The 25150-nt window shown below is 63.0% G+C and carries 28 protein-coding genes and 1 tRNA gene; 22 read left to right on the top strand and 7 right to left on the bottom strand.

Annotation, left to right across the window (positions count from 1 at the left end; translation table 11 throughout):
* Positions 1–12: 12 nt before the first annotated feature.
* The 3 genes from ACO2Q5_RS00610 to ACO2Q5_RS00600 are packed head-to-tail and all read right to left on the bottom strand — an operon-like array spanning position 13 to position 2681.
* A complete protein-coding gene (locus tag ACO2Q5_RS00610; protein ID WP_423287409.1) occupies positions 13–966 on the bottom strand; it encodes a site-specific tyrosine recombinase XerD in 954 nt (317 codons plus the stop codon).
* Between the two features lies 1 nt (position 967).
* Positions 968–2557, bottom strand: coding sequence for a hypothetical protein (locus tag ACO2Q5_RS00605; protein WP_423287407.1), 1590 nt, complete (start codon positions 2555–2557; stop codon positions 968–970).
* On the bottom strand, positions 2547–2681 hold the full coding sequence (locus ACO2Q5_RS00600) for a hypothetical protein (protein ID WP_423287405.1): 135 nt from the start codon (positions 2679–2681) through the stop codon (positions 2547–2549). Before ACO2Q5_RS00600 ends, ACO2Q5_RS00605 begins: the two co-directional genes overlap by 11 nt.
* A gap of 188 nt (positions 2682–2869) precedes the next feature.
* Between ACO2Q5_RS00600 and ACO2Q5_RS00595 the strand changes: the two genes are divergently transcribed.
* Together ACO2Q5_RS00595 and aroB are read left to right on the top strand one after the other, a co-directional pair.
* Complete coding sequence (locus ACO2Q5_RS00595; protein WP_423287989.1) at positions 2870–3418, top strand: shikimate kinase; 549 nt, start codon at positions 2870–2872, stop codon at positions 3416–3418.
* Positions 3415–4521 carry a 3-dehydroquinate synthase gene (aroB, locus tag ACO2Q5_RS00590; RefSeq protein ID WP_423287403.1) on the top strand — a complete coding sequence of 369 codons (1107 nt, stop codon included), beginning with the start codon at positions 3415–3417 and terminating at the stop codon, positions 4519–4521. The genes ACO2Q5_RS00595 and aroB overlap by 4 nt, the downstream gene beginning before the upstream one ends.
* Here the strand turns inward: aroB and ACO2Q5_RS00585 are convergent.
* Positions 4518–5591: a hypothetical protein gene (locus ACO2Q5_RS00585; RefSeq protein ID WP_423287401.1), complete on the bottom strand. Its 1074-nt coding sequence runs from the start codon at positions 5589–5591 to the stop codon at positions 4518–4520. The genes aroB and ACO2Q5_RS00585 overlap by 4 nt on opposite strands.
* A 252-nt stretch (positions 5592–5843) precedes the next feature.
* Here ACO2Q5_RS00585 and lon point away from each other — a divergent pair, with 252 nt between their 5' ends.
* On the top strand, positions 5844–8249 hold the full coding sequence (gene lon / locus ACO2Q5_RS00580) for an endopeptidase La (RefSeq protein ID WP_423287399.1): 2406 nt from the start codon (positions 5844–5846) through the stop codon (positions 8247–8249).
* 69 nt (positions 8250–8318) lie between these two features.
* Here the strand turns inward: lon and ACO2Q5_RS00575 are convergent, their stop codons facing one another.
* Positions 8319–8537, bottom strand: a complete 219-nt coding sequence (locus ACO2Q5_RS00575) for a hypothetical protein (protein WP_423287397.1) — start codon at positions 8535–8537, stop codon at positions 8319–8321.
* 266 nt (positions 8538–8803) lie between these two features.
* On the opposite strand from ACO2Q5_RS00575, the gene ACO2Q5_RS00570 reads away from it, so the two are divergent.
* From ACO2Q5_RS00570 to ACO2Q5_RS00525, 10 genes are all read left to right on the top strand, one after another.
* Positions 8804–9166: an HU family DNA-binding protein gene (locus tag ACO2Q5_RS00570; protein WP_423287395.1), complete on the top strand. Its 363-nt coding sequence runs from the start codon at positions 8804–8806 to the stop codon at positions 9164–9166.
* A gap of 12 nt (positions 9167–9178) precedes the next feature.
* Positions 9179–9253 (top strand) — tRNA-Val (locus tag ACO2Q5_RS00565).
* Positions 9254–9342: 89 nt separating this feature from the next.
* Positions 9343–10908 (top strand): DUF6538 domain-containing protein, encoded by a 1566-nt coding sequence (locus tag ACO2Q5_RS00560; protein WP_423287393.1) that lies wholly within the window; start codon positions 9343–9345, stop codon positions 10906–10908.
* Between the two features lie 105 nt (positions 10909–11013).
* Positions 11014–12213 carry a phage portal protein gene (locus tag ACO2Q5_RS00555; RefSeq protein WP_423287391.1) on the top strand — a complete coding sequence of 400 codons (1200 nt, stop codon included), beginning with the start codon at positions 11014–11016 and terminating at the stop codon, positions 12211–12213.
* Entirely contained in the window at positions 12206–12541 is a 336-nt protein-coding gene (locus ACO2Q5_RS00550; protein WP_423287389.1) for a gene transfer agent family protein, read from the top strand. The genes ACO2Q5_RS00555 and ACO2Q5_RS00550 overlap by 8 nt, the downstream gene beginning before the upstream one ends.
* A complete protein-coding gene (locus ACO2Q5_RS00545; RefSeq protein ID WP_423287387.1) occupies positions 12538–14040 on the top strand; it encodes a phage major capsid protein in 1503 nt (500 codons plus the stop codon). Before ACO2Q5_RS00550 ends, ACO2Q5_RS00545 begins: the two co-directional genes overlap by 4 nt.
* 3 nt (positions 14041–14043) lie before the next feature.
* Positions 14044–14673, top strand: a complete 630-nt coding sequence (locus ACO2Q5_RS00540) for a hypothetical protein (protein ID WP_423287385.1) — start codon at positions 14044–14046, stop codon at positions 14671–14673.
* Positions 14673–15308: a hypothetical protein gene (locus ACO2Q5_RS00535; RefSeq protein WP_423287383.1), complete on the top strand. Its 636-nt coding sequence runs from the start codon at positions 14673–14675 to the stop codon at positions 15306–15308. The genes ACO2Q5_RS00540 and ACO2Q5_RS00535 overlap by 1 nt, the downstream gene beginning before the upstream one ends.
* Positions 15308–15664, top strand: a complete 357-nt coding sequence (locus tag ACO2Q5_RS00530; protein WP_423287381.1) for an HNH endonuclease signature motif containing protein — start codon at positions 15308–15310, stop codon at positions 15662–15664. Before ACO2Q5_RS00535 ends, ACO2Q5_RS00530 begins: the two co-directional genes overlap by 1 nt.
* Complete coding sequence (locus ACO2Q5_RS00525; RefSeq protein WP_423287379.1) at positions 15612–16136, top strand: HNH endonuclease; 525 nt, start codon at positions 15612–15614, stop codon at positions 16134–16136. The genes ACO2Q5_RS00530 and ACO2Q5_RS00525 overlap by 53 nt, the downstream gene beginning before the upstream one ends.
* A gap of 109 nt (positions 16137–16245) precedes the next feature.
* On the opposite strand, the gene ACO2Q5_RS00520 is transcribed toward ACO2Q5_RS00525, so the two are convergent.
* Positions 16246–17058: a hypothetical protein gene (locus tag ACO2Q5_RS00520; protein ID WP_423287377.1), complete on the bottom strand. Its 813-nt coding sequence runs from the start codon at positions 17056–17058 to the stop codon at positions 16246–16248.
* Positions 17059–17297: 239 nt separating this feature from the next.
* On the opposite strand from ACO2Q5_RS00520, the gene ACO2Q5_RS00515 reads away from it, so the two are divergent.
* Genes ACO2Q5_RS00515 through ACO2Q5_RS00500 form a run of 4 tightly spaced genes read left to right on the top strand, consistent with a single transcriptional unit; the run spans position 17298 to position 18790 of the window.
* A complete protein-coding gene (locus ACO2Q5_RS00515) occupies positions 17298–17585 on the top strand; it encodes a head-tail connector protein (RefSeq protein ID WP_423287375.1) in 288 nt (95 codons plus the stop codon).
* Between the two features lie 2 nt (positions 17586–17587).
* Positions 17588–18058, top strand: coding sequence for an HK97 gp10 family phage protein (locus ACO2Q5_RS00510; RefSeq protein WP_423287373.1), 471 nt, complete (start codon positions 17588–17590; stop codon positions 18056–18058).
* Entirely contained in the window at positions 18051–18473 is a 423-nt protein-coding gene (locus ACO2Q5_RS00505) for a DUF3168 domain-containing protein (RefSeq protein ID WP_423287371.1), read from the top strand. The genes ACO2Q5_RS00510 and ACO2Q5_RS00505 overlap by 8 nt, the downstream gene beginning before the upstream one ends.
* A 2-nt stretch (positions 18474–18475) precedes the next feature.
* Positions 18476–18790 (top strand): phage head closure protein, encoded by a 315-nt coding sequence (locus tag ACO2Q5_RS00500; protein ID WP_423287369.1) that lies wholly within the window; start codon positions 18476–18478, stop codon positions 18788–18790.
* A 2-nt stretch (positions 18791–18792) separates the two neighbouring features.
* Here ACO2Q5_RS00500 and ACO2Q5_RS00495 read toward each other — a convergent pair whose 3' ends face one another.
* Entirely contained in the window at positions 18793–19158 is a 366-nt protein-coding gene (locus tag ACO2Q5_RS00495; protein WP_423287367.1) for a hypothetical protein, read from the bottom strand.
* Positions 19159–19205: 47 nt separating this feature from the next.
* Between ACO2Q5_RS00495 and ACO2Q5_RS00490 the strand changes: the two genes are divergently transcribed.
* The 5 genes from ACO2Q5_RS00490 to ACO2Q5_RS00470 all read left to right on the top strand — a co-directional run bounded on the left by ACO2Q5_RS00490 (position 19206) and on the right by ACO2Q5_RS00470 (position 25041).
* Positions 19206–19601, top strand: a complete 396-nt coding sequence (locus tag ACO2Q5_RS00490; protein WP_423287365.1) for a phage terminase small subunit P27 family — start codon at positions 19206–19208, stop codon at positions 19599–19601.
* 2 nt (positions 19602–19603) lie between these two features.
* Positions 19604–21217 carry a terminase large subunit gene (locus tag ACO2Q5_RS00485; RefSeq protein WP_423287363.1) on the top strand — a complete coding sequence of 538 codons (1614 nt, stop codon included), beginning with the start codon at positions 19604–19606 and terminating at the stop codon, positions 21215–21217.
* Between the two features lie 15 nt (positions 21218–21232).
* Positions 21233–22084 carry a phage tail tape measure protein gene (locus ACO2Q5_RS00480; protein ID WP_423287361.1) on the top strand — a complete coding sequence of 284 codons (852 nt, stop codon included), beginning with the start codon at positions 21233–21235 and terminating at the stop codon, positions 22082–22084.
* 1882 nt (positions 22085–23966) lie between these two features.
* Entirely contained in the window at positions 23967–24407 is a 441-nt protein-coding gene (locus ACO2Q5_RS00475) for a hypothetical protein (RefSeq protein ID WP_423287359.1), read from the top strand.
* A 64-nt stretch (positions 24408–24471) separates the two neighbouring features.
* The gene (locus tag ACO2Q5_RS00470; protein ID WP_423287358.1) at positions 24472–25041 is read left to right on the top strand and encodes a hypothetical protein; all 570 of its coding nucleotides are present in this window, start codon (positions 24472–24474) and stop codon (positions 25039–25041) included.
* Positions 25042–25150: the final 109 nt, after the last annotated feature.

Here is a 25150-nt window from a genome sequence, read left to right as displayed (position 1 = left end):
CCTTTCGGGGGCTCAGGTCTTGTCAGAGGGCGGCCGCGCCAAGGGATGGCGGGTCAGCACCAGATCCTTCAGACGGTCATCCAGAACATGGGTGTAAATTTCGGTCGTGGCCACATCGGCATGGCCCAGAAGCGTCTGGATCACCCGCAGGTCGGCCCCGCCTGCCAGCAAATGGGTGGCAAAGGCATGTCGCAGCACATGCGGCGTGACCGTAGCGGGGTTGATCCCCGCCTTCAGCGCAAGGCTTTTCAGCAGCACGAAGAAATTCTGCCGGGTCATATGCCCGTCCTTCGCCGTGCCGGGGAACAACGCTTTCGGCACCGGACGACCCGCCTTGCGCAGGGCGGGCGCCTCGGCATCCAGATGGGCCAGCCAGTCCGCCACCGCCACCCGCGCGGGGGCCGACAGGGGGACCATGCGTTCCTTGTCCCCCTTGCCGCGGACAAGGATCATCTCGGGATCGCCCCGGACCGCCGCCTGCGGCAGGCTGACCAGTTCGGTCACGCGCAGGCCCGTCGCGTAGAGAAGCTCCATCAGCGCGGTGTTGCGCAGCCGGTCGGCCGGGGTGCGGCCCTGCGAACGGGCGGCCTCCAGCAGGCGCCCGACCTCCTCCACCGACAGGGTCTGCGGCAGGCGCGCCGTCTTGCCCGGGCCTCCGATCCGCAGCGCGGGATTGTCCGCGCGCCAGCCTTCGTCAAAGGCAAAGCGATAGAGCTGCCGGATTGCGGACAGCCGCCGCGCGCGGGTGGCTTTTGACAGGCCCTGCGCATCGCAGAACACCAGATAATCCTCGACCGCGCGCCGGTCGGCGGTGGCAAAGCCGGTGCCGCGGCCCGCGCACCATGCGGCGTAATCCAGCAGGTCGCGGCCATAGGCCAGCCGCGTGTTGCGCGCGGCGCCTGCCTCGGCGGCGATGGCGTCCAGAAAGGTGGAAATCCACTGGTGGTCGGTTGCAGGGGCAGCCATCTCAGCCACGCCGTTCCAGAATCATCAGCTCCAGCGCGGTGCGCCGCGCCACACCGTCCAGCCCGACGCTGCGCAAGAGCGACAGGCCCTGCGCGATGGCGGTCATGTCGCCTTCGACGCCGCGGGCCACCTCTTCGATGGCGAGAAGGATTGCCTCTCCCAGACGCCGCCCGGCCAGGAGGGACAATGCGGCCGGAGAGGGCGCGGGCGCGGTGAAAGCGGGGGCCACGGCGCGGCCCATGCTGTCGGGCGCGGTCAACCCGGCGATGCTGCCGGTGGCAAGGCCCTTCAGAAAGGCCTCGGTCCCGTCCTCGGGCGTGCGGGCGCGGGCCACCGTCTCATAGGCGGGCGACAGAAGCCCCACGCGGAAGGCGATACGGCCGGCCTCTCCGTCCAGATTCATCTCGGCCAGCGTTTTGCCATAGAGGACGGCGAAGGGCACCTCCAGCTCCACCTCCTGCATGCGTTCCCAGATCACCGGAAGCGTCTGGGCCACGGCGGCGGGATCGCCCGCGCGCAGGGCGGATTCGAAATCCTGAAACGCATCGACCCTGTCCCAGACCCCGCCAGAGGCGGCGGCATCCCGCTCGGTATAAAGGCCCAGAATGACATTCGGCGCGATGGTTCCCGCACGGGTCAGCCGTTCGGCCGCCTCGATCTGGGCCTTCCATCCGGCGGAGGGGCCGATTTCGGCATAGGCAAAGGCCACCGGCAGGTTGGCCGTGGGCAATGTCTCACCGATGGCTTCGTAGATTTTCCAGTCCAGCGGCGTGACCGGGCTGGGCGGCGGCGGGGCAAAAGCCTCTTCGGCCAGATCGGGCTCAAGAAACCGGGCCAGAAGATCGGCCTGTGCGCCCGTCACCTGACCCAGTGCTTTCGCAGTCTGCAGGGTCAGCGCGGCGGCATCCCATTCGCCTTCGCGCGCAAGGCAAAACACCCGGGCGGGCAGGGTGGGAGCCAGCCCCGGCGCCTCCTGCATGGTGCGGCAGGCCCGATCCTCGTTCCCGGTCAGAAGCGCGATGTCAAAGGCGCGGCGGAACATCTCGGGCGTATCGGCCCCGGCAATGCTGATCAGCGCGGCCGCCTGTTCCAGCGCACCCAGCTGCAGCAACTTGTCGATCCGCGCCTGCAGCAAAAGCCCGCGCCCGCCCGAATCGATGGGCGGCGCGGCTTCGGCCAGCAGCATGGTCAGGAACAGCTGGCGCAGGGCGGGCAGGCTGTCCATCCGGTCGCGGATGATGGCGGCCGCAATCTCATCGGTCAGCCCGACCCCCCAGAGGTCGCGCGGCAGGCCCGAGACGGCAGGCGCGATCAGCCCCGCGCCATCGGCCGAGGGGCCGTCCAGCGGCGTGGTGGAGACCGCTTCGGGCAGCGCGCCGCCCGCAGCGACCGGCGGTTCGTCCGGGTCGGGATGCGGCACCGGCATCGAGGCGGGAACCGGACCCGCTGCGGGGGCAGAGACCGATTTCGACAGCCAGTCGATGGCCGACAGCGGACCATCCTGGGCCTGTGCAGGCCACGGCCCGGCTGCCGCCAGAATCAGCGCGCATGCCGGCCCCAGGGCACGCAGGAGGCCAGAGTCAGTTCGCATCCAGCACCACGGGTTTCGTTACATCGGTCTGCGCCGGGGTCAGATCGCCCAGATAGGCAAAGGCCGTCAGCCCGATCAGCCCCAGAATCGCCAGGATGAACACTGCCTTGATGATACGCCCCATGCCGTCTGCCCTTGCCTTGCCTTCGGTTTTCCGGCCCCGCGGTTGTCAGCTCCCCGCCCGGAGATCCGGCCGGGGCCGGGGCCTCTGCGGCTTTTATATATGGCTTTCTGCGCAAGATCACGCCATTGAGGCACGCATTGCGCGCAATCGGCGGTGAAGGGAGCGGCATTCACGACATGGTGAAGGCGATGGTGCGGCTGAAAAAGACCGTGGTGATGATCGGGATGATGGGCGCGGGCAAGACCGCGGTCGGCACGGCGCTGTCGCGGATGCTGAAGGTGCCGTTCCTTGATTCGGACGAAGAGATTGTCCGCGCGGCCAGCCGCTCGATCCCCGAGATCTTTGCCCGTGACGGTGAGGCCTTCTTCCGCGACCGCGAATCCGAGGTGATCGGCCGCTTGTTGCGGGGTGCGCCTTGTGTCCTTTCGACCGGCGGCGGCGCGTTTCTGTCCGCCCGCAACCGCGATCTGATCCGCGAGGCGGGCATATCGGTCTGGCTGCGCGCCGATCTGGATCTGTTATGGCAGCGGGTCCGGCACAAGCAGAACCGGCCGCTGCTGCGCACGGCCAACCCCCGCGAAACCCTGCGCGCGCTTTATGAGGCGCGGATGCCGGTCTATGCGCTGGCCGATCTTGTCGTGGATGCCTCGCCCGACTACGCGGTCGAGCAGATGGCCGCCCGCGTGGCCGAGGCGCTGAAATCGCGGGCCGATGTGCTGGAAGAGGTGGGCGGATGACGAATGTGGTGGCGGTGGAACTGGGCGATCGTGCCTATGAGGTGCGGATCGGCCCCGGGCTGATCGATCGGGCGGGCGCCGAGATCGCGCCGCTGCTGCGGCGTCCCCGCGTGGCCGTGGTGACGGATGAGACAGTGGCCGCGGCACATCTGGACCGGCTGACCGCCGCGCTGTCCGCCGAGGGAATCGCGGTCAGCGCGCTGGCGTTGCCGCCGGGCGAAGGGACCAAGGGCTGGCCGCAATTCGCGCGTACGGTCGAATGGCTGCTGGAGCAGAAGGTCGAACGCCGCGATGTCGTGGTGGCTTTCGGTGGTGGCGTCATCGGTGACCTCGTGGGCTTTGCCGCCGCCGTGCTGCGCCGGGGTGTGCGCTTCGTGCAGATTCCGACCACGCTGCTGGCGCAGGTCGACAGCAGCGTGGGCGGCAAGACCGGGATCAACACCGCGCAGGGCAAGAATCTTGTCGGCGCCTTCCATCAGCCCAGCCTCGTGCTGGCGGATATCGCCGCGCTGGACACGTTGACGCCGCGCGACTTTCTGGCCGGTTATGGCGAGGTGGTGAAATACGGCCTTCTGGGCGATCCTTTGTTCTTTGAATGGCTGGAGGTCGAAGGGCCGCGGATGGCCGCGGGCGATGCCGCAGCCCGGCTGCGCGCCGTCACCCGCAGCGTCGAGATGAAGGCCGGGATCGTTGCCCGAGACGAGACGGAAGAGGGGGAGCGGGCGCTTCTGAACCTTGGCCATACTTTCTGTCACGCGCTGGAAAAGGCCACCGGCTATTCCGACCGGCTGTTGCATGGCGAGGGCGTGGCCATCGGCTGCGCCTTGGCCTTCGATCTCTCCGCCCGTCTTGGCCTTTGCGCGCAAGAGGCGCCCAGCCGGGTCCGCGCCCATCTGCGCGCCATGGGCATGAAGGTCGATCTGTCGGATATCCCCGGCGATCTGCCGGGGCCGGAGGTTTTGCTGGATCTGATGGGACAGGACAAGAAGGTGATCGACGGCCGATTGCGCTTCATCCTTGCCCGCGACATCGGCCATGCCTTCGTGGCCGAGGACGTGCCCGCAGATGCGGTCCTGTCCCTGCTGCGCGCGGCGCAGGCCTAGGCGGCAAAGGGCGTCAGCTCTCCGCGCATCATCGCCTGCAGCACCCGGCGGTAGGCCAGATTCTGCGCCGTCTCGCCCCGGGGCTGGGTGACGCGGGCCCATGCCACGGGCAGGGCGCCTGCCGCGGTCCCAGTGGTCAGCGGGCCGATCACATCGGTAAAGCTGCGCCCGTCCGGCATCGGCTGCGATTGCCACAGCGCGGCGATCCGGGCGGCGCTGTCGGCGGCCAGCGCTGCGGTGTCATAGGAAAACAGCGCCAGCGCATGGTCCGCACCTTCGGCAAAGACATCGGCCAGCAGCGCCAGCCGCCAGGGCGCGATGCCGCTGCCGGGGGGCGCGGTGGTCAGGCCGAAGGGATCGGCCAGCATCATGGCCTGCAGCGGCATTGCCTCCAGCGTGGTCAGTGCGGCGGCCAGCCCCGCCAGATCGGCATGGCCCTGCGGCCCGGCCGTCCCGGTCATCGCGGCCAGCAGCGGCCATGTGCTGGCCTGATCCAGCCGGTCCCCGTCGATCCGGACCCGGGATGCCCGGCCAAGCGGTCCGCCGAAGGGATTGGCCGGATCGCGGGCCGCAAGATCTGAAGCATTGTCCACCCCGCCTTTGGCCAGCGCCGTCAGCCCGTCACGGGTTTCCGCCGCATAGCCATAGTCCTGCAGCACCGCGGGCGCGCGCGCCGCGGCCTCCGCATCCAGGACCAGCGATGCGCCAACCGCACCGTCCAGCCGCAGCGTGGTGAAGCGGCGAACCTCGTTTGCGATGAATCCGGCGGTGCGGCCCCAGCCCCCGGTCCCGCCATAGGCCAGGTATTCCAGCCCGAAGCCCTGTGTCAGCCGCGCCCACGGCCCCCATGTGTCATCGCCAAGGCCCTGCGCTGCGATGGCCGTCAGATCGGCCCAGATCACCTCGGCCGCGGGGCCGTCGGCCGGGCGTTGCAGCGCCGCTGCGGGCAGGCGCGACAGGTCTGCGAGGAGCAGGCTCTCCCCTGCGGCTTCGGCCCAAAGCGGGCGGGGCAGGGCGGCCGCGGCGGCCATGGCCCCGGCTGTGGCAAGAACGGAACGGCGGGTCGGCATGATGGGTCCAATCTCTTGTGTGCAATCCCGCCATCCTGACCCCGCCCGGCCCGCCCGGCAAGTGCTGCGGGCCTGACCCCGCCTATCGTTCCGCGCTTGCAGCCGCGGCCCAGCAGGTTCAGAGTGCACCGATCCGTGACCGGGTTGAATTCCCCGCGCGCGCAGCACAAATTAACAGACCGATCCTATGGAGACGGCGATGGCTGCCGATGACCGGGGCCGCACTGTCTGCCGTTATGGAAGGATGATTGAATGAGCGATACCTCCCTGACCATCCACCCCGTCCTGCCGCTCCGCGACATCGTGGTGTTTCCGCATATGATCGTGCCGCTGTTCGTCGGGCGCGAAAAGTCGGTTCGGGCGCTGGAAGAGGTGATGCAGGACGATCGCCAGATCCTCTTGTCGAGCCAGCTTGACCCGACGGTGGATGACCCCTCGCCCGAAGGGATTTACCGCACGGGCGTGCTGGCGAATGTGCTGCAATTGCTGAAACTGCCCGATGGCACCGTGAAGGTGCTGGTCGAAGGCAAGGCGCGGGTGCAGATCACCGAGTTTCTGGACAATCCCGCCTTCTTCGAGGCGCGTGCCCGGATTCTGGACGAACCCGAAGGCGATCAGGACACGGTCGAGGCGCTGGTCCGTGCCGTGGGCGAAGAGTTCGAACGCTACGCCAAGATCAAGAAGAACATCCCCGAAGAGGCCATCGCCGCCGTATCGGAAACGCGCGAACCTGCGCGGCTGGCCGATCTGGTGGCCGGGCATCTGGGTGTGGATGTCGCGCAGAAACAGGACCTTCTGGAAACCCTGACCGTGGCCGAGCGGCTGGAGAAGGTCTATGGCCAGATGCAGGGCGAGCTGTCGGTCCTGCAGGTCGAGAAGAAGATCAAGTCCCGCGTCAAGACCCAGATGGAGAAGACGCAGCGCGAGTACTATCTGAATGAGCAGATGAAGGCCATTCAGAAGGAACTGGGCGATGGCGAGGATGGCCAGAACGAGCTGACCGAGCTGGAAGAGCGGATCCGCAAGACCGCACTGTCCAAGGAGGCCCGCGAAAAGGCCGAGGCCGAGCTGAAGAAGCTGAAGTCCATGAGCCCGATGAGCGCCGAGGCGACCGTCGTGCGCAATTACCTCGACTGGCTTCTGGGCGTGCCGTGGGGCGTGAAGTCGCGCACCAAGAAGGACCTTGGCGCCGCGCAGAAGGTGCTGGATGCCGACCATTATGGTCTGGAGAAGGTCAAGGAGCGGATCGTCGAATATCTGGCCGTGCAGGCCCGCTCGACCAAGCTCAAGGGCCCGATCCTCTGCCTCGTCGGTCCGCCCGGCGTGGGCAAGACCTCGCTTGGCCGGTCGGTGGCCAAGGCGACGGGGCGTGAGTTCATCCGCATCTCGCTGGGCGGGGTGCGCGACGAATCGGAAATCCGCGGCCACCGGCGGACCTATATCGGGTCCATGCCCGGCAAGATCATCCAGTCGCTGAAAAAGGCCAAGACCACCAACCCGCTGATCCTGCTGGATGAAATCGACAAGATGGGGCAGGATTTCCGCGGCGACCCGGCCTCGGCCCTGCTGGAGGTTCTGGACCCGGAACAGAACGGCACCTTCGTCGACCACTATCTGGAGGTGGAATACGACCTGTCGAACGTGATGTTCATCACCACGGCCAACAGCTACAACATGCCGGGCCCGCTTCTGGACCGGATGGAGATCATCTCTCTGGCCGGCTACACCGAGGATGAAAAGCGCGAGATCGCGCGTCAGCACCTGCTGCCCAAGCAGATTGCGGCGAACGGCCTGCGCAAGGGTGAATTCACCATCTCGGACGAGGCGCTGAACCACGTCATCCGCTACTATACGCGTGAGGCGGGCGTTCGGAATCTGGAACGGGAAATCGCGAAGCTGGCCCGCAAGGCCGTGACCGAGATCCTGAAAGGCCAGTCGAAGAAGGTGGCGGTGGATGAGGCCAAGGCCGAATCCTATCTGGGTGTCCAGCGTTTCCGCTATGGCCTGGCCGAGAAGGAAGATCAGGTCGGCGTGGTCACTGGGCTGGCCTGGACCAGCGTCGGCGGCGATCTGCTGCACATCGAGGCGCTGAAGCTGCCCGGCAAGGGCCGCATGAAGACCACCGGGAAACTGGGCGATGTGATGAAGGAATCGATCGACGCAGCCTCCAGCTATGTCCGCTCGATCAGCCCGCAACTGGGGGTGAAGCCGCCGAAGTTCGATGCGATGGACATCCACGTCCACGTGCCGGATGGCGCCACGCCGAAGGACGGCCCCTCGGCCGGTCTGGCGATGGTGACGGCGATTGTGTCCTCGTTGACCGGCATCGCCGTGCGCAAGGATATTGCCATGACGGGCGAGGTCAGCCTGCGCGGCAATGCCATGCCCATCGGCGGGCTGAAAGAAAAGCTGCTGGCCGCGCTGCGCGGGGGCATCAAGACCGTCTTCATTCCGGAAGAGAACGCCAAGGATCTGGCCGAGATTCCGGAAAATGTGAAGGAGGGGCTGGAGATCGTCCCCGTGACCCATGTGCGCGAGGTTCTGGCCCGTGCCCTGGTGCGGCAACCCGATCCGGTGGAATGGGATGAGGCTGCGGAAGAGGCGGCTGCTGCCGCCCGCCGCGCTGCGCCGGAAAGCCCGCAGGCCGTGGCGCACTGACAGCCAAGGCCATGAAACCGCGAAGGGCGCCCCAGGGGCGCCCTTCTGTTTGCCGGCTGGTCTGTCGGATCAGGTGGGCGGAACAGGGGCGCTGCCGCCACCGCCGCCGCCCACGGCCACGGCGATCAGCACAAGCAGCAGCAGGGGAACGATCACCCCCGCGGAAGAAGACGAGGTATTCTGCTCAATCACCTCGGGCTGCATGATGACTTCGGGCATGCCCCCCGCCTGCGCAGTGGCCCCCGACAGGGCAAGGGCAGTGACAACGGATACGGTCAGTTTGCGCATGTTCTCCTCCGGGTTCGACCCGCGCAGGGTCATTGATCTTGTCCGGGGCGGTCTTTTCCTGACCGGATCCGGACAGCGAAATCTCATAGTCTGCGACGAAGTCGGGCATCCTGAGAATGCGACCCTGCGCCGCTGCCGGTCATTCGTCAACATTTTCGTGAATGACTTGTGATGTGATGGGAGCCAACCTGCGCAAATCAGTGGAACCGTTTCCGGATCAAGGATAATCTGCCCCTGTAATCGTGGATCGAGAGGTGTTTTCCACAATGGCGACGAAGAAAAAAGCGGCAGAGCCCGCCGCGGCGGCCGAGGTGCCTGCTGACACCTCTGACACCAAGGCCAAGGCCCCCAGCCTTAAGATCCGCGACCTCGTGCAGAAAGTGGCCGACGCCACCGGCGGCAAGAAAAAGGGCGTGAAGGAGATCGTCGAGGCTGCCCTGACCGAGCTGGGCGAGGCGCTTTCGCGGGGCGAGGAACTGAATCTTCCGGGCCTGGGCCGGACCCGCGTGGCGAAATCCGCGGAAAAGGACGGGGCCGCCCTCCTGACCCTGAAGCTGAAGCGGGGTCCGCACAAAAAGCGCGAGAAAGACGGGAAAGAGGCTCTTGCAGACGACGGCGAGGACAGCTAGAAGCCCCTCACCGGGCGATTAGCTCAGCGGTAGAGCGCTTCGTTCACATCGAAGATGTCAGCGGTTCAAATCCGTTATCGCCCACCATTATTGGCCCAGCAAACTAAGGAAATCCCTTGTTTTGCTGGGCCTTTTCCATTCTACCGTTACAAACTCTGTTACAAAACGGGTCTGTGATGGCTGGCGAACAACGATACCTTCTGAACCGCGACGGCAGATTCTTCGCCCGGCTGGTGGTGCCGAAAGACCTTCGGGCGGCTGTCGGGAAGTCTGAACTGCGGGCGGCTCTCGGGCCTGATCGCAGGACCGCTATGAAGCTGTTGCCGGGTGCGGTGGCGCAGCTTCAACACCATATCGCCCAAGCCGAACGAAAGACGGCACCGGCCAGAGTTGCAGACACACAAGCGCGCTACCCTCTGGCACCCGATCAGATCGCGCTTAGCCACTATCACCAGCGTCTCGCCTTTGACGATGAACTGCGGAACGATGTCCGGCACTCGATGGGCTATGTTGACGATCTGCTGGTGCAGCGCCTGCGCGATGCCATGGCGGGCAAGCTGGCCGATGTTGAACTTGCTTCGCTGATCGGCCCGAAGATCGAACGGTTCCGTGCTGCGGGCAACCTGACAGCCGAACCCGGTTCCGACGAATGGCGCCAGATCGCCCGCGCGCTGTGTGTGGCGGAATACGAAGCGCTATCGCGTGTGGCAGAGCGCGACGAAGGCGACTTCACCGGCAAGCCCGAACACCCGCTGATCGTCAATGCCAAGCTGCCAGAGGAACAGCCCGAGCCGGTGAGCCTGTCGAAACTCTGGGATGACTACATCAAGGCCCGCACCACTGCGGGGTTCATGAAGGACGGGGGCAAGCGGATGCGCCCCGTTGCCGCCAGCCTACGGAAGTTCCTCGGGCACAACGACGCGCGCAAAGTCACCAAGAAGAACCTTCTGGACTGGCGCGACCAGTTGCTTGCGACCCTTTCCGCCAAGACCGTTTCCGACATGTATCTCTCTGCGGTTCGGTCCCTGTTCCAGTGGGCGCATGAGAATGAGCGGCTGCCAGAGAATCCCGCCGCTGTGGTGAAACAGGCGAAGCCCAAGAAGCAACGTGCCCGCGAGGCGGGCTATACCGATGCCGAGGCGGTCAAGGTGTTGAAGCTGTCCCGGTCCTATGAGCCTAAAGCCGATGAATATGGGCGGGTCCGTGAAACGTCCGCATCTGTGAACGCGAAGCGATGGGTTCCGCTTCTATGCGCTTTTAGCGGTGCCCGCGTTTCCGAGATAACGCAGCTTCGGAAAGAGGATATTCGCCAAGAGGGCGGCCGCTGGATAATCCGTATCACGCCGGACGCTGGCACCATGAAGGCGGGTCATTTCCGCGATGTGCCATTGCACCGGCAGGTGGTCGCAGAGGGCTTCATTCAGTTCGTGGAACAGGCCGAGGAAGGCCCATTGTTTCATACCGGCAAAGACCCTGAGAAGTTCGCAGCTAAAGCCGTTCGCATGACAAACCAAGTCGGAACTTGGCTTCAAGAAAGCGGTATCGTTCCTGATGGTGTTCAACCGAATTACGCATGGCGGCACCGCTTCAAGACACAGGCGCGGGATATGGGCGCTGATATTCGGGTGGTGGATGGAATACAGGGCCACGCCGGACGCACCGCATCCGATGGTTATGGCGATGTAAGCATTGCAGCAAAGCTGAGGGTTATCGACGCCCTGCCGGAATACAACCTGAAATGATATAATATAACGTTTCTGCTTGATCCCGGATTCCACCTGTGAGATTCTTGGCACATTAACGAGTGCCCGAATTTCCGGTGTTTTGTGTTTCAGATTGTTGAACGGTTGAAATCAGCCTTCGGCCCCAAGCCGGAAGCGAAGTCCTTTACCCTGACCGATCCCGAGGCGTTCCAGCTTTTCGGTATCACGGGAACGGGGGCCGGTGTTTCTATCGGCCCCCGTTCTGCCATGAAGGTTCCTGCCGTCGCATGTGCGGTGTCGCTGATCGCGGAAACCGTGGGAAGCCTGCCCGCCAAGGTCTATGACCGCGACACGCGCGAGACGGACAAGGCGCACCCCGCCTATGCCCTGATCCATGACGAGGCGAACCCTTGGACCAGCGCCGAGGCCCTGCGCGTTCAGATCACGACCGATGCCCTTCTGCATGGTCACGGCTTCGCTCTGGTGGTGCGCAATGATGCAGGCGCACCCCTTGAACTGCACCGGCTGGAACCGGGCGCGGTCCAGATCGACACCCTTCCCGATGGTGAACCGTCCTATATCGTCGCCTTTGATGACGGCCAGCGCCGGGTGCCCTTCCAAGACATTCTGCATATCAGCGCCTTTGGTGGCATCGCCCCGGTGCAACTTGGCCGCGAGGCTATCGGGCTGGCACTGGCCTTTGAACAGCACATTGCCAAGCTGTTCGCCAATGGTGGCAAACCCGGCGGCATCCTTCGCAGCGAAAAGAACCTTGGCGATGAGGCCAAATCCAAGCTGGCCGCAAGCTGGACCGCCGCCCATGGTGCGGGCCGTTCCGGTGGCACCGCCATTCTGGACGAAGGCATGACCTATGAATCCGTCACCATGACCCTGACGGACGCGCAGTTCGCCGAAAACCGCCTTGAACAAATCCGCGAGATCGCCCGCACCTTCCGGGTGCCGCCGACCATGCTCTTTGAACTGACCCGTGGCACTTGGTCGAACACTGAAGAAATGGCCCGGCAGTTCCTGCAAGTCACGCTGAAGCCTTGGTTGTCGTCCTGGGCTTGGGCCTATGCGCGCTGCCTGCTGACGCCCGACGAACGCAAGCGCCTCTATGTCGAGTTCGTCACCGATGACCTGTTGACCACGACTGCCGCCGCCCGTGCGACCGCTTACGGCCAATATCGCGCCATGGGTGCCATGACCGCGAACGAGGTTCGCGGGGGCCTGAACCTGCCGCCGCTGGCCGATGGCAACACCCTGTCCAATCCCTTCACCACGACCACGACCGGCCAGACCCCGCCGCCGGATGATCCCAAGGATAAACCCAAAGATGACTGACCAGATCACGCACCGCGCCTTCTTCGGTGACGGTGAACACGCCTTCACCCTGACCGATCCCATGCTGGCCGAACTGGAACGGATTACCGGCCTTGGTGTCGGTGCGATGTATTTCCAGCTGGTGAATATGGCCTATCCCGCCGAAGTGCTGCGCGAGATCATCCGGCTTGGCCTGATCGGCGCAGGCACCACGCCCGAAGATGCCAAGCGCCTTTGCGACACCTACGCAGCAAACCGCCCGCTGGCCGAGGTGTTCCCGCTGGCCTTCGAGATCATGGAAGCCCGGTGGAATGGCAAAGCTGACCCGGTGGCCCCGGTGGCGGCATGACCGACCGTATCGAGATCAAGGCCGCGCTGGCCGTCACCGACACGGGCGAGATTACGGGCCTTGCATGGCCCTTCGGTTCCCCTGACCGCGTGGGCGATGTGATCGAGAAAGGGGCCTTCACCGGCCCGGCCACGCTGCCCATGCTGTTCAGCCATGATCAGGCGCAGGTGATCGGCGTTTGGGAACAGATCGCAGAAACCGCCGAAGGGCTGACCGTCAAGGGCCGTCTGCTGGTGGATGACGTGGAACGCGCCCGCGAGGTTCGCGCCATGGTCAAGGCTGGCGCGGTGTCGGGCCTGTCCATCGGCTTTGTCACCAAGGGTGCCAAGCGCCACGCAAAGGGCCGCACGATCAGCGCCCTTGAACTGCACGAAATCAGCATTGTTGCGGTCCCGGCCCATCCGGGCGCGCAGATTACCTCTTTGAAATCCAATACATTGAACAAGGAAGTTCACATGGAAAATGAAGATCAGCCGACCCCGGCCAATGCGCCGCAGATCGACACCAAGGCTCTTGATGACATTCGATCCCGTCTCGACAAGATCGAGGCCAAGGGCAACCGTCCGGGTGCCCCTGCCATCGTGCAGGCGAGTGAAGACAAGAAAGCGTTCGTCAGCTTCCTGCAATCCGGCCAGATCGACCAGAAGGCGCTGACCGTCGCCGCCGATGCCCCGGCCTATGTGCTGGCACCGGAAGAAACCTCCGGCGAGTTCATCCGCAATCTGGTGGAGTTCTCGCCCATCCGTTCGATTGCCGATGTGCGCACCACGGCAAGTCATACCATTCTGCTGCCGAAACGAACCGGCATTACCAATGCCGTCTGGGTGGGTGAAACCGCCGCCCGCACCGCCTCCGAACCGACCTTCGGCCAGTCCGAAATCACGGTGAAGGAACTGGCGACCTATGTGGACCTGTCGCTGCGGATGCTGGAAGATTCCGGCAACGTGGAATCCGAGGTTCGCCTTGCGCTGGCCGAAGACTTCGGCGCGAAAGAGGCCACCGCTTTTGTGAACGGCACCCTTGCCACTGAACCGACCGGCTTCATGACCGCCGCAGGTATTGCCGAGACGCTGAACGGCCATGCTACCAACCTGTCGCCGGATGCCCTGATCAACCTGTTCTATGCGATGCCCGCGACCTACCGGAACCGGGGGGCATGGGTGATGAACGGCACCACGCTTGCGACCGTGCGCAAGCTGAAGGACGGCCAGAACAACTATCTGTGGCAACCGTCCTATCAGGCGGGCCAGCCCGAAACCATTCTGGGCCGCCCGGTGGTCGAGGTGCTGGACATGCCGAACGTCGCATCGGCTGCCACGCCCATCATCTTCGGCGACTTCAAGGCGGGCTATCGCATTTATGACCGCGTGGCACTGGACGTGATGCCCGACCTGCTGACGCAGCGTATCACCGGCCTTGCCCGCTTCCACGCCCGCCGCCGCGTGGGTGCTGGTGTCGTGCGCAGCGATGTGTTCCGCAAGCTGAAGATGGCCGCGTAAGCCATGCCTTCGGCGCTGCAACCCGCTTCGGAAATCCCGCTTCAGATCGGCCCCCATGCCGTGACGCTGCGGGCATCCCTGCGGGTGGCCGTCGCCCTTGAAGCCCTTCCGGGCGGTATCGCTTCCCTTTGGGATGAGATCGCCCGGCAGAAACTCACGCCCATTCATGCGGTCATCCGCACCGCCGCCACCAACCGGCAAGAGGCTGAAACCCTTCTGGCCCATGCCGCCGCCCTACCGCTTGTGCAGTTTCATGGTGCTGCACAAGCGGCCTGCCTCGCCCTGCTAGTATCGCTACTCCAACCAGCGCAGGGCGAGGCAACCCCTTCCGAACCGTCCGACCCGATCCCCTTGGCGCAGTTCTTCACGCAATTGTTCAGCCTTGCGACAAGCTGGCTTCGCTGGCCCCCGTCCGAGGTCTGGAACGCTTCCGTGGCCGAGATCGTCACCGCCCTTGAAGCGCAATCCGACCGCGAATTGCGCGCCGCCGGTCTGACCCCCGACACCATCCCGGCGAACAGCCGCAAAGGCCCCGGCGTATATACCAAAGAACGCCTGCGCCAGATCGAGGAACAGGGGTTCGACCCTGCCTTTGACCGTGAGGGCCTGCGCGCCCTGAAAGCGAAACTCTGATGAACACGATCCGTCTATATGGTGCCCTTGGCAAAGAGTTCGGCACCGAACATCGCTTTGCCATCACCAGCCCCGGCGAAGCCTTCCAAGCGCTTGCCGCGAACTTCCCGCGCTTCACCGACAAGCTGCGTCATGGCTTCTATAAGTTGATCATCGGTGCCCGGACGACCGGAACCGAACTGGACGAAAAAACCATCCTGTCGCACCGGATCGGCACCGAGGATATTCACATCATCCCCGCCACCAAAGGCCGGGGCCGTGGCGGCCTTGGCAAAGTGCTGGCCGGTATCCTGCTTGTGGGCCTTGCGGCCTTCGGTGGCCCGCTTATGGCAACGTCCCTTGGTGCCGGTGGCATGACGGTAGGAACCGCAGTCGGCCATATGGGCCTTGGTCTGACCCTGACCGGCGTTGCGCAGCTTCTGGCCCCTTCGCAGGACACGGGCGAGTCTGACCCGTCTTACACCATGGCAGGCCCGACCAATTCCACCCGTGAAGGCGGTATCATCCCGATTGTCTACGGTGAGTGCGTTGTGGGCGGCAGCATGATCAGCGGCCAGCTTCGGATCGAGAACGCCGTGGATGAGACCAGCACTGAAGGATCGACCTTGCTGCCCCTGACTGGCCGGATCGGCTAATGCCTCGCCCGCCCCGTGCCTGCGCCTGTGGCCGTCTGGTGGCCGCCGGAAGCCTCTGTGAGTGCCAGCGCGACCAGAACCGGGCCCGGAACCGCCGCCACGACCAGAACCGCCCCACGGCGGCGCAACGGGGCTATAACCACGAATGGCGCAAGGCCCGCGCGGCCTTCCTCGCCTCGCATCCGAACTGCACCCTGTGCTTCGCCCCTGCAACGGTTGTTCACCATATTATCCCGCACCGGGGGAATGACGCGCTGTTCTGGAACCGGGTGAATTGGCAGCCCCTCTGCAAGGTTTGCCACGATGGCCCTGCACAGAGGAATGAAGTTAGAGAGTATCGAAATGTTGACGAGTGAACGCCTGAAAGAACTTCTGACCTATGATCCTATAACCGGCCTGTTTCGGTGGCGCATTGATCGCGGCAGACTGGCGAAAGCCGGACAGGTGGCAGGATCACCAACACCAGACTTGCGGACGCGAATTAAGATTGATGGGAATCTCTATCTGCTCCACCGCCTTGCTTTCCTTTATATGACCGGCGCGTTTCCGCCCGACATGGTTGACCATGCCAACGGCGACCCCTCAGATAATCGCTGGTGCAATTTGCGCCCGGCGAATCGCTCACAAAACATGGCAAATCGCGGCGTTTCCATTAGTAGCAGGATCGGCGTCAAAGGTGTGTCGGCACATGGGAAGCGTTTCCGCACTGAAATTCGCGCAAATGGAAAAAGGTCGCATATTGGCGTCTTCGACACAGTAGCCGAGGCGAAGGCGGCTTATGATAACGCGGCGAACCTCTTGCATGGTCCGTTCGCGCGGTCTGCATGATGTCTGAACGCGGCCTGTGGCAGGAAGTGCTGCTTGGCCAGATTGTCTAGTTTCATATCTATCGCCTTATCGGTCGATAGATCCGACATTGATCAGAATGATCCAATCATTATTTCGATTTTCGCTTCATCTGCTCGAAATGCATCTTTGCCATTTCTTTTATGCTGAATCCGGAGTTTCCCTTAATGGCGGCCTCCCACTCTTTGTTATCATCGAACCACGCACGACCAGTTGGCGGGTAAAATGTCTTCACATACTCTGTTCCTTTTTCGATGACAGCAATCACTTGTCGATCCCTATACTCGGTTAGCAGTGCTTCATACTTCGCACCGCCGATGGGTCGTATTTTTCTTATTTTAATATATTCTCCTTCTCTCATTTTTCCATCGGGCGTTTTTTCATAATGAGCTATTCCATATCTCATCGCTAGTGTTTCCAGTGCGTGCCGGCCGATCTCATAAGCGTAAGGTTTGGACTGGTGGTCTGAATCTCTGTGCAAAACTGCATCCGCCCTCCTTCTCCGTATAATTTCGTCCTGCTCCGCTGCGTTGTGTTCTGGGCGGATGCTGTTCAGGAGAAGAAGTTTACATTCCACTTGGTGGACCTCAGACTCCTCCTCCTTCACAAGGAAGAGTCGAACCTTCTTCAAGTGGTGCTTTATTGTCAACGGGATTATGACTGAAAGAACGAAGGCCGTCGCAATCGGAATCCATATGTTACCATAGTCAATGATGAATAGTAGTATCACCGCCGCAACGTATAGGGGAATTAGTAAAATCAGTAGGCATTTGATGTCATCATACGGAATGGTGCTTCCGTTGGACTTATTCAGGTTGGAATCTCGTCTTGCTCGATGAATTTCTCTCTTATATTCAGCGGATATGTTCCGGAATGAACCCAGGATAATGGCAATCGGAACCATGCTTAAAATCAATGAAATCAACGATAAAATCCCCGGAATGGCGAAGTGGCCAGCGTATTTTAAGGTTGTTCCTCTTGCCAAGCAACCTGATTAAGAAGTGCCAGCGGGGCACCCTCCAAACTTCCGCCCTATCTCTTGGACCGGCGGGGGGAGGTCCGCGCAAGATACGCCGAATATAACTTTTCCTGATGGATCACACCTGTTATCATCACTGCATTTGATGATGGCGAGTGTTGTTCATGCCTGTTGCGATTACCGTGGCCGAGTTGAAGGCCCAACTGAACCTTGATTCCGACACCGACGACGCCCTGTTGTCGCTGAAGATCGAGGCCGCAGAAGCCTATTGTGCCAGCTTCATCGGCGGCCCGATCCCTGACCCGGTTCCGGCCACGATCAAGCAAGCGGTGTTGATGCTTGCTGCCTATTGGTATGAGGCCCGCGAGGCCGCGACCGTGGGCGGCAACCCTTACGCGGTTCCCTTCGGCTGTCATGACCTTCTGCAAGCGCACCGCGCTTGGGTGGTGTGATCATGGCCGACGACCTTATGAAGCAATCGGCCAAGCTGGCGAAGCGCCTTGCTGCCATCCCGGCTGAGATTGTCGCCCATGTTCGCCCGGCGCTGGTGCAAGGGGCTGACGATCTGGCCGACATGGCCCGCGCGCTGGTGCCCGAAGATGAAGGCGACCTGAAAGCCTCAATCGCTGTCACCCCGCCCGGTGCCGTGACGCCTGCTTATGCTAAGGGTGGCGGGCGCCGTGCTGCTGCCGAGAACCAAGCGCTTGTGACCGTGGGCAATCCCGAAGCAAGGCACGGGCACTTGGTCGAGTTCGGCACCGACCCGCATATCAACGGCGGGCAGTTCGCCGGTTCGCAACACCCCGGCACCGATCCGCAGCCTTTCCTTCTGCCTGCGGCCCGGCTGACCGAAGACCGCACCCGCCGCCGGATCGGGCGGGCGGTGGCGCAGGCCATCCGCAAGGCTGGGGCTGGCAATGCTTGACCCTGCACTGGCCTTCCGAACGGCTGTCCGCGCTGCGCTGGTGGCATCGCCTGCGGTGGCGGCGCTGGTGAACCTTGACCTGATCCGTGACCGACCAACCCGGCCCGACAAGTTGCCTTCGGTGATCCTTGCCGATGCGCAAACTGAATACCTGGGTGTTGCTGCCGGTTCGCAGCGCTTGGCCCGCGTGACCCTGACCCTGCATGTATGGGCGCAGGAAGATGGTGCAGACACCGCCCGCCAGATCGGCGCTGCGGTCTATCAGGCGCTTGAGTTCGGCCCTGCCGACGCCGCCGGGGTTGTGGTGGATGAATGGCACCGGCCCCGCATGGTCTGGCTGCGCGACCCGAAGCCCGAACTGACCCTGACCCACGGTGTGATGACGCTGGAAGCTGTCGTGCGGTGGAGGGTCTGAACATGATGCAAGCGGGCAAACTTCAACACCGGATCGAGTTGCAGCGCGTGGCTGAGACCGTGGCCGCGTCCGGTGCCGTGTCAGAGACATGGGCGACCTATGCGACCGGCAAGGCCGAACTGCGCCAAGCGGGCCTGTCGGAGTTCCTGACCGGCTACGGCGAAGGCACCAGCAACACGGCGGTGTTCCTGATCCGGTGGATTCCGGGCGTGTCGGTGTCGGATCGGATCATCCACGGCGGGAAGGTCTGGAACATCGTCGCCATTGCCGAGATCGGACGCAGGCGCGGCCTTGAACTGCGGGCGGTGGCAGCGTGAACCTATTCGAAAAACATCCAGCGGCTTCGGTCTTCGCCGGAATACGAAAACATCATCCCACTTTGCGCATCGGCTACGCACAGCAATTCGACGGACGTTTCAGGCTTCAGTTTCGGGTCGGAATACACCTCAAAGACCAATTGTCCGTGCTTTCGCCAAGAGCGTCCAAGAAACAACCCGGCATCTTCGTCGCTCTTTTCTGCAATCCACTCTTCAATCCACTCAACACAGCGAGCGCCATAACTCGCCCGTTCTTGGTTAGTGGTCATATTGGATGTCACCTGCGCATAGGCTTGCTTATATTGGTAGAATCCATAGCCCGTTGCCGCGTTCGAAATGAGAAGACCGACGATAAGTATCCGGCTCATAAAGCATCTTCCGAGTTTATTCCTCGCGTAGCATATGAGGTGCTGCAATGAGTTCCAAGCACCTTCGCGGCGTCAAACCGGGCCTTTCACCTGACACCGAGGCCCTGACCAAGGCCCCGCCCGCGCCGTCTTACCTGTCCGCGCAGGCCAAGGCCGAGTGGAAGCGGGTCATGCCGCAACTGATCGCCCGGCGGATCATCACCCGCGCCGATCTGGCGGGCGTGGAGGCTTACGCTTCTGCCGTGGGCATCTGCCGCCAGATCGAGGAACAGCGGACCTTGGCCGGTGGCATCATCGACAAGGTGCAGTTCGGCATCTGGAACCGTGCGGCCCAGACCGCCCGCCAGCTTGCCGCCGAATATGGCCTGACCCCGACCAGCCGGGCGCGGATCGGAACGGCGGCGCCAGACGGGGCGGACGACGACGACCCCTTGGCGGTGTGACCATGACGGCCAGCACTTACCCGGCTTGGGTCTTTGACACCTCGCCTATCCCTGACCCTCTGGGGCATGGGGAACGAGCCGTCACCTTCCTTCGCCGGTTGAAACACCCGGCCAGCACGGCAAGGGGCCGCGCGTTCCAGCTGACCCCGTGGCAAGAGCGGATCGTTCGGCGCATTTATGGTCCGCGCCACCCTGACGGTTCGCGGGTCGTCAAAGAGGTGTTCCTTCTGATCCCGCGCGGCAACCGCAAGACTTCGCTGGCCGCAGCCTTGGCGCTGTTGCACCTATTGGGGCCGGAACGGGTGCCTGCGGGGCAAATCATCTTTGCCGCCTGCGACCGCGAACAGGCGGGCATCGGGTTTCGCGAAGCTGCGGACGTGGTGCGCGAGGGGCCGACCCTGCGCGGTGTCACGAGGATTTATGACGCGAACAACGCGCCCAAGACGATCAGGAGCGCCTTGGATGGGTCCACGCTGAAGGCCATTTCTTCGGACGGGAAGGCGCAGCACGGCACGACACCGACCTTCGTTCTGGTGGATGAAATCCACGCTTGGCGGGGCCGCGACCTGTGGGAAGCGCTGAAGTCCGGTATGGCGAAGCGGCCCGGCGGTCTTACTGTCGTGGCGACGACCGCAGGCCGGGGCCGCGAGGGGCTGGCCGCTGAACGCTACGCCTATGCGCGCAAAGTAGCCTTGGGCGAGATCGTGAACCCGGAATATCTGCCGATCCTGTTCGAACCGCAGGAAGGCGACGACTGGCAGGACGAAACCCTGTGGCACCGCGTGAACCCCGGTCTGGCCTTCGGCTTCCCTGATCTGGCATCGCTTCGCAGCATGGCGAAGGAAGCCGCCGACAACCCCGCCGAAATGTATGCTTTCCGGCAGTTCAATCTGAACGAATGGATGGGGAACAGCACGGCGCCCCTGTTCAACTTTGAAACCTATGATGCCCGCCGGTTTAATGACGACGAAGCCGACCTTGAAGACCTGCCGTGCTATCTGGGTGTTGATTATGCCCAGAGTGGCGACCTTGCCGCCGTGGTGGCCGCGTGGCGCCACGATGACGGGCAGGTCACCCTGAAACCGTGGTTCTTCGTTCAGGGCGAAGGCTTGCAGGCACGTGAACGTCTTGAAGGCGTCCCTTACCGCCAGTGGGTGAAGGACGGGTTGATTGTCGAGGTGCCCGGCCCGGTGATCCCGCAACAGGTGGTTCAGGACCAGATCAAGGCGATATGCGCCCGGCATATGGTCGAGGAAGTCGCCTATGATCCGTGGAAGTTCCGCGCTGCTGCTACTGAACTGCATGACGATGGAATCCCCATGGTGGAGGTCCGGCAGGGCATCGCCACCATGGGACCGGCGAACGGTGAACTTGTGCGCGCCGTAAATGGCCGTCTGATCCGCCATGACGGCCACCCGGTTCTTCGCAACCACTTTGCCGGTGTCGCGGCGGTGGTGAACGATACCGGCCTGATCCGGCAGGCGAAGGCCGATCCGCAGCACGGCCATATCGACGGCTCTGTGGCCGCTGCAATGGCCGTGGGCCGTCTGGCTTTGGGTGCCACCAGTCAGTCGGCTTACAACGCGCCCGATGCGGGCGGCCTATTCGTATTTTGATAGTGAGTATTTGATATGACGACTGTTGATCTTCCCGGCCTTGTGGTGCCGATCGAGGCGCGGATTGACCGCCTTGAACGTTCGCTGAAAAAGGCCAACCAAGCCCAAGGCAAAGCCGCCCGTGATATGGAGCGGCGCGCGAAGCAATCCGCCGACCGTATGGCGAAGTCCTATGAATCTGCGGGCGGGCGTATCTCTGGCGCGTTCAAATCCATTGTCCTGCCAAAGTTCGCCGGTATCGCGGGCACGGTGGCGGGCATCGGTGTCGCCGGTGGTGCGGCGGCTGTTCGTCAGACCGTGGCCGGGATTGCCGAGATCGGCAATGCCGCCAAGCGCGCCGGGATTCAGGCTGAAGCTTTTCAGGAATGGTCCTATGTGGCCGACCAGAACCGGATCAGCATTGACGCCCTGACCGATGGCTTCAAGGAAATGAACCTGCGCGCGGGGGAGTTCTTGCTTGATGGCACCGGGGCCGGTGCCGAAGCCTTCAAGAAACTTGGCTATTCCGCCGATGAACTGAAAGAGAAGCTGCAAGACCCGTCCGCGCTGATGGTTGAGATCCTTGGCCGTTTGGGCAAGTTCGATCAGGCTGGGCAGAGCTTCCTTCTGGAAGAACTGTTCGGCGGGGCCGGTGGTGAACAATTCTCTGCCCTGATCGGCAAGGGCGAAGCGGGCCTGCGGGCGCAGATCGCCCGCGCCCGCGATCTTGGCCTTGTGCTGGATGACGGCGCGGTGCGGAAGGCCGGGGAACGGATCCAAGTTCCGCGAAGTCGAGGCGCGTCTGCAATCGGTCTGGCGCACGGGTGTTGTCGGTGCTGCCGAGTTCTTCGGGCTGATCGAACGCGAACGCGAAAAGCTGACCTTTGACCCGGTGGACACCGCCCGTCTGCTAGGCGACGACACTGCCGATGCCCTTGGCGCATTGCCTGAGGTTCCGCAGGATGCCTTGGCGCAGGTGGAAAGCCTGAAGATCGAATACCGCGACCTTGCGTCCGAAGCAAAGCTGCTGGTGCCCGCACTGTCCGAAGCGTCCAGCATGTTGCGCGGCCTTGGCAATGAGGCTGACGCAACCGCGCTGACCGATCTTGCCAGCCGGATCGGGGATGCAGCGCGGGCCTTCGCGGAAGGCACGATCACGGGCGAGGAATACGCCGAGCGTCTGCGCGAGGTGGTCGCCGAGGCACAGGCGACCATTGCCGAAATGGATGCACTCGACCAAGCGCGGCTGTCCGGTGTCATCGGGCAGGTGCAGGCGCTGCTTGACTGGATCGGCCAGCTTCCTGCTGCGGCCCGCACCGCCCGGAATGAGATTGCGGGCCTGACCCAGATGAACACCGGCATTCCCTTGACCGGGGCCGGTGCCGATCTGCTGCCGCCCGGTGAAGGCTATATGCCGTCCAGCCCGCGCCCTGCGACACGTCCGAAGGGCTTTCTTGTCGATATGGATGGCGACGGCATCCCCGATGCGACCCAAGGCGGCACCAGTGGCAAGGGTGGCGGTGGCGGTGGCCGTTCGGCTTCCGAGTATGAACGGGCTATTGAGGGCCTGAACCGCGAACGGCAGGCGCTTGAAGCCGAAGCTGTCGCGCTGGTGGCTGCTGCCCAAGCCGGGTTGCAGTATAGCGATGCCATCGAATTCGCCCGTATCCGCGCCGAACTTCTGAACGCGGCCCAACGCGATGGACGGGCCATCACGCCCGAACTGACCGCCGAGATTGACCGGCTGGCGCAGGCGCAGGTTCAGGCGGGCAATGCTGCTGCCAAAGCCGCCGAGGATATGCAGAAGATCGAGGAACGCGGCAAGCGCGGGGCCGAAGCGTTGTCCGATGTGTTCACCAGCGTCTTGACGGGTGCGAAGTCTGCCGAGGAAGCGGTGGCGGCCCTGCTGGTGGAGATGGCGAAGATTCAGTTCCAGAAGGCCATGATGGGGATTTTCTCCGGCCCCGGCATCGGTGGCTTCATCGGCGGAATGCTTGGCTTCAGCGAGGGCGGCTTTACGGGCCACGGCGGCAAGTTCGAACCGGCGGGCGTGGTCCACAAGGGCGAGTTCGTCTTTTCGAAAGAGACCGTCCAGCGCCTTGGGGCCGCGAACCTTGACAGACTCCACCAGAGCGCCCGCAGGGGCTATGCAAGCGGCGGCCTTGTCGGTGACGCCGGAAAGGTCGCAAGGGCCGCCAGTGACTCTCTCCGCGAGTCTGCGGGGGCATCCGCACCGGCCATCACCATCAACGCCCCGGTGACGGTGAACGCTTCGGGCGGAACCCCGGAACAGAACGGCGACTTGGCCCGGCAGATGGCGGAACAGACCGAACGCATGTTCCGGGGGCTGATCCAGAAGGAAATCCTTCAACAGATGCGACCGGGCGGGATGCTTCGCTGACAGACCGAGGGAGGGGAGCGGGCGCAGCCCGCGACCTGACCGGGGAAGGGTTCAGTTCATCCCGAGGAAGGGGTTCCCTTCGGGACCGGGAGAGGTGAACCCATGTGTGGAATAATTTTGGCCGTTACTTGTATTTCTCTTAAGAACTAACCTTTAGAATGGTCTTATATACGGCCAAAATTATTCCATCCTCTTCCCCGGTTGTGACACAGGTTTACCTGTCTCGGGCAGGTTAAGTAACGTCCATTTTTATTCCATACCCGCTTCCGGTCCGAAGAATCGGTAACGTCCATTATTATTCTATATTTAGGTTTACCACGATTCGGCGTTGTGTTACTTTTGGTCATACCCTGACCCCAAGAGGCCCCAATGTCCTTCATGCTGAAACTTCCCGACGAACGCGGCGAACAGCTTCGCCAGATTGCCGCCGCCAAGAACACGACCATTCCCGATCTGATCGGCGCCCTTGTCCGGGCAGAGATCGAGGCGGGCACCATCCCCGCGACCGTCCCCGGTATTGACGTGGCGAAGGACGGCGAAACCATCACGATCAAGGCGAAGGGCTTTGAGGCTTCGGTTCCGATGAATGAAGGTCCGACGCTGGCCGACCTGATGAAGAACCCCGGCGCCCTGTCCGACCCCGACCGCAAACTTCGCTGGATTGAGGGGCTGGCCGCTCTGTCCGGTATCAAGGTGAAGCGCACCGGCAAGGGCGTGAAACTGGTTTCGCCCTTCACCGGGGAAGAATACCCGCTGTCCTTCGGTGTCGCGGCGGACGTGGCCGATCAGATCGAGCGCGCCGCCCAATAGGAAACAGGGGCCACCGCGCCAACGGTGAACCCCTGCAAAGCCTTCTTATGACAAGGAAGATGATATGCGGAATCCCGCTGAATCACAAGACGAATACGAAGATGAAGAGGGCCGTATCTGGCCTGTCGTCAAGCTGACGCCCTATGACAAAAGGCGCCTTGCCCTGCGCGAACTGGAAGCGAAGCGCGACACCATCACCGCCAAAGGCGAACTGACCGCCGAAGATCAAACCCGGCTGGCAGTCTTGGCCCCGCTGATCGACAAGGCGCAGGCCCTGTTTGACCGCGAAGGCCAGAGGGCCAAGGATGACACGTCCCGCAAGCACCGTGGCATTGATAAATGGCGGGCGGGTGATGGTCGGGAACAACGGAACCAGTCCCGGCGCAAGGTCAGGGCTGAACCGAATGCCGACCTGTCGGAACTGACCCCGGAACAGAAGAACCGTCGCAAGCTGGATCAGGTGGCCGATAGTCGCTGGATGAAGCGTAAGCGGGCGGATGGCTGGCCCGAGCCTCGGATTCAGGCCGAACTTGTTGTGCGTATCCGCCAGCGCGAAGCCGACCGAGCCGACAAGGCACAGGTTGCCGACGATGAAGCCGCGATGCGCGCTGATCCGAACTTCGGCAAGTTCTAGCTATCTAGCTACCTAGCTAGATCCAGCCTGTTCCGTCTCGGTAAGTAAGCACTTACTTTAACAAAAACAGTGGCTTAGCCTCTTGACGACCGATTCCCGGCCTGCCTAG

Origin of the sequence: Neotabrizicola sp. VNH66 (assembly GCF_049445895.1) — a bacterium.
Lineage (GTDB): Bacteria > Pseudomonadota > Alphaproteobacteria > Rhodobacterales > Rhodobacteraceae > Pseudogemmobacter.
The sequence above is the reverse complement of the archived record's forward strand: the minus strand, read 5'-3'. Positions and strand labels throughout refer to the sequence as shown.

Bases quoted from the DNA above. Each gene is read 5' to 3' on its own strand.
- ACO2Q5_RS00570 (WP_423287395.1), top strand. From the start codon at position 8,804: ATGGCGACGAAGAAAAAAGCGGCAGAGCCCGCCGCGGCGGCCGAGGTG.
- ACO2Q5_RS00470 (WP_423287358.1), top strand. From the start codon at position 24,472: ATGCGGAATCCCGCTGAATCACAAGACGAATACGAAGATGAAGAGGGC.
- ACO2Q5_RS00545 (WP_423287387.1), top strand. From the start codon at position 12,538: ATGACCGACCGTATCGAGATCAAGGCCGCGCTGGCCGTCACCGACACG.
- ACO2Q5_RS00600 (WP_423287405.1), bottom strand. From the start codon at position 2,681: ATGGGGCGTATCATCAAGGCAGTGTTCATCCTGGCGATTCTGGGGCTG.
- ACO2Q5_RS00500 (WP_423287369.1), top strand. From the start codon at position 18,476: ATGATGCAAGCGGGCAAACTTCAACACCGGATCGAGTTGCAGCGCGTG.
- ACO2Q5_RS00510 (WP_423287373.1), top strand. From the start codon at position 17,588: ATGGCCGACGACCTTATGAAGCAATCGGCCAAGCTGGCGAAGCGCCTT.
- ACO2Q5_RS00495 (WP_423287367.1), bottom strand. From the start codon at position 19,158: ATGAGCCGGATACTTATCGTCGGTCTTCTCATTTCGAACGCGGCAACG.
- ACO2Q5_RS00540 (WP_423287385.1), top strand. From the start codon at position 14,044: ATGCCTTCGGCGCTGCAACCCGCTTCGGAAATCCCGCTTCAGATCGGC.
- ACO2Q5_RS00550 (WP_423287389.1), top strand. From the start codon at position 12,206: ATGACTGACCAGATCACGCACCGCGCCTTCTTCGGTGACGGTGAACAC.
- ACO2Q5_RS00515 (WP_423287375.1), top strand. From the start codon at position 17,298: ATGCCTGTTGCGATTACCGTGGCCGAGTTGAAGGCCCAACTGAACCTT.
- ACO2Q5_RS00575 (WP_423287397.1), bottom strand. From the start codon at position 8,537: ATGCGCAAACTGACCGTATCCGTTGTCACTGCCCTTGCCCTGTCGGGG.
- ACO2Q5_RS00520 (WP_423287377.1), bottom strand. From the start codon at position 17,058: ATGGTTCCGATTGCCATTATCCTGGGTTCATTCCGGAACATATCCGCT.
- ACO2Q5_RS00475 (WP_423287359.1), top strand. From the start codon at position 23,967: ATGTCCTTCATGCTGAAACTTCCCGACGAACGCGGCGAACAGCTTCGC.
- ACO2Q5_RS00490 (WP_423287365.1), top strand. From the start codon at position 19,206: ATGAGTTCCAAGCACCTTCGCGGCGTCAAACCGGGCCTTTCACCTGAC.
- aroB (WP_423287403.1), top strand. From the start codon at position 3,415: ATGACGAATGTGGTGGCGGTGGAACTGGGCGATCGTGCCTATGAGGTG.
- ACO2Q5_RS00605 (WP_423287407.1), bottom strand. From the start codon at position 2,557: ATGCGAACTGACTCTGGCCTCCTGCGTGCCCTGGGGCCGGCATGCGCG.
- ACO2Q5_RS00480 (WP_423287361.1), top strand. From the start codon at position 21,233: ATGACGACTGTTGATCTTCCCGGCCTTGTGGTGCCGATCGAGGCGCGG.
- ACO2Q5_RS00485 (WP_423287363.1), top strand. From the start codon at position 19,604: ATGACGGCCAGCACTTACCCGGCTTGGGTCTTTGACACCTCGCCTATC.
- ACO2Q5_RS00535 (WP_423287383.1), top strand. From the start codon at position 14,673: ATGAACACGATCCGTCTATATGGTGCCCTTGGCAAAGAGTTCGGCACC.
- ACO2Q5_RS00560 (WP_423287393.1), top strand. From the start codon at position 9,343: ATGGCTGGCGAACAACGATACCTTCTGAACCGCGACGGCAGATTCTTC.
- ACO2Q5_RS00610 (WP_423287409.1), bottom strand. From the start codon at position 966: ATGGCTGCCCCTGCAACCGACCACCAGTGGATTTCCACCTTTCTGGAC.
- lon (WP_423287399.1), top strand. From the start codon at position 5,844: ATGAGCGATACCTCCCTGACCATCCACCCCGTCCTGCCGCTCCGCGAC.
- ACO2Q5_RS00525 (WP_423287379.1), top strand. From the start codon at position 15,612: ATGGCCCTGCACAGAGGAATGAAGTTAGAGAGTATCGAAATGTTGACG.
- ACO2Q5_RS00505 (WP_423287371.1), top strand. From the start codon at position 18,051: ATGCTTGACCCTGCACTGGCCTTCCGAACGGCTGTCCGCGCTGCGCTG.
- ACO2Q5_RS00585 (WP_423287401.1), bottom strand. From the start codon at position 5,591: ATGCCGACCCGCCGTTCCGTTCTTGCCACAGCCGGGGCCATGGCCGCC.
- ACO2Q5_RS00595 (WP_423287989.1), top strand. From the start codon at position 2,870: ATGGTGCGGCTGAAAAAGACCGTGGTGATGATCGGGATGATGGGCGCG.
- ACO2Q5_RS00530 (WP_423287381.1), top strand. From the start codon at position 15,308: ATGCCTCGCCCGCCCCGTGCCTGCGCCTGTGGCCGTCTGGTGGCCGCC.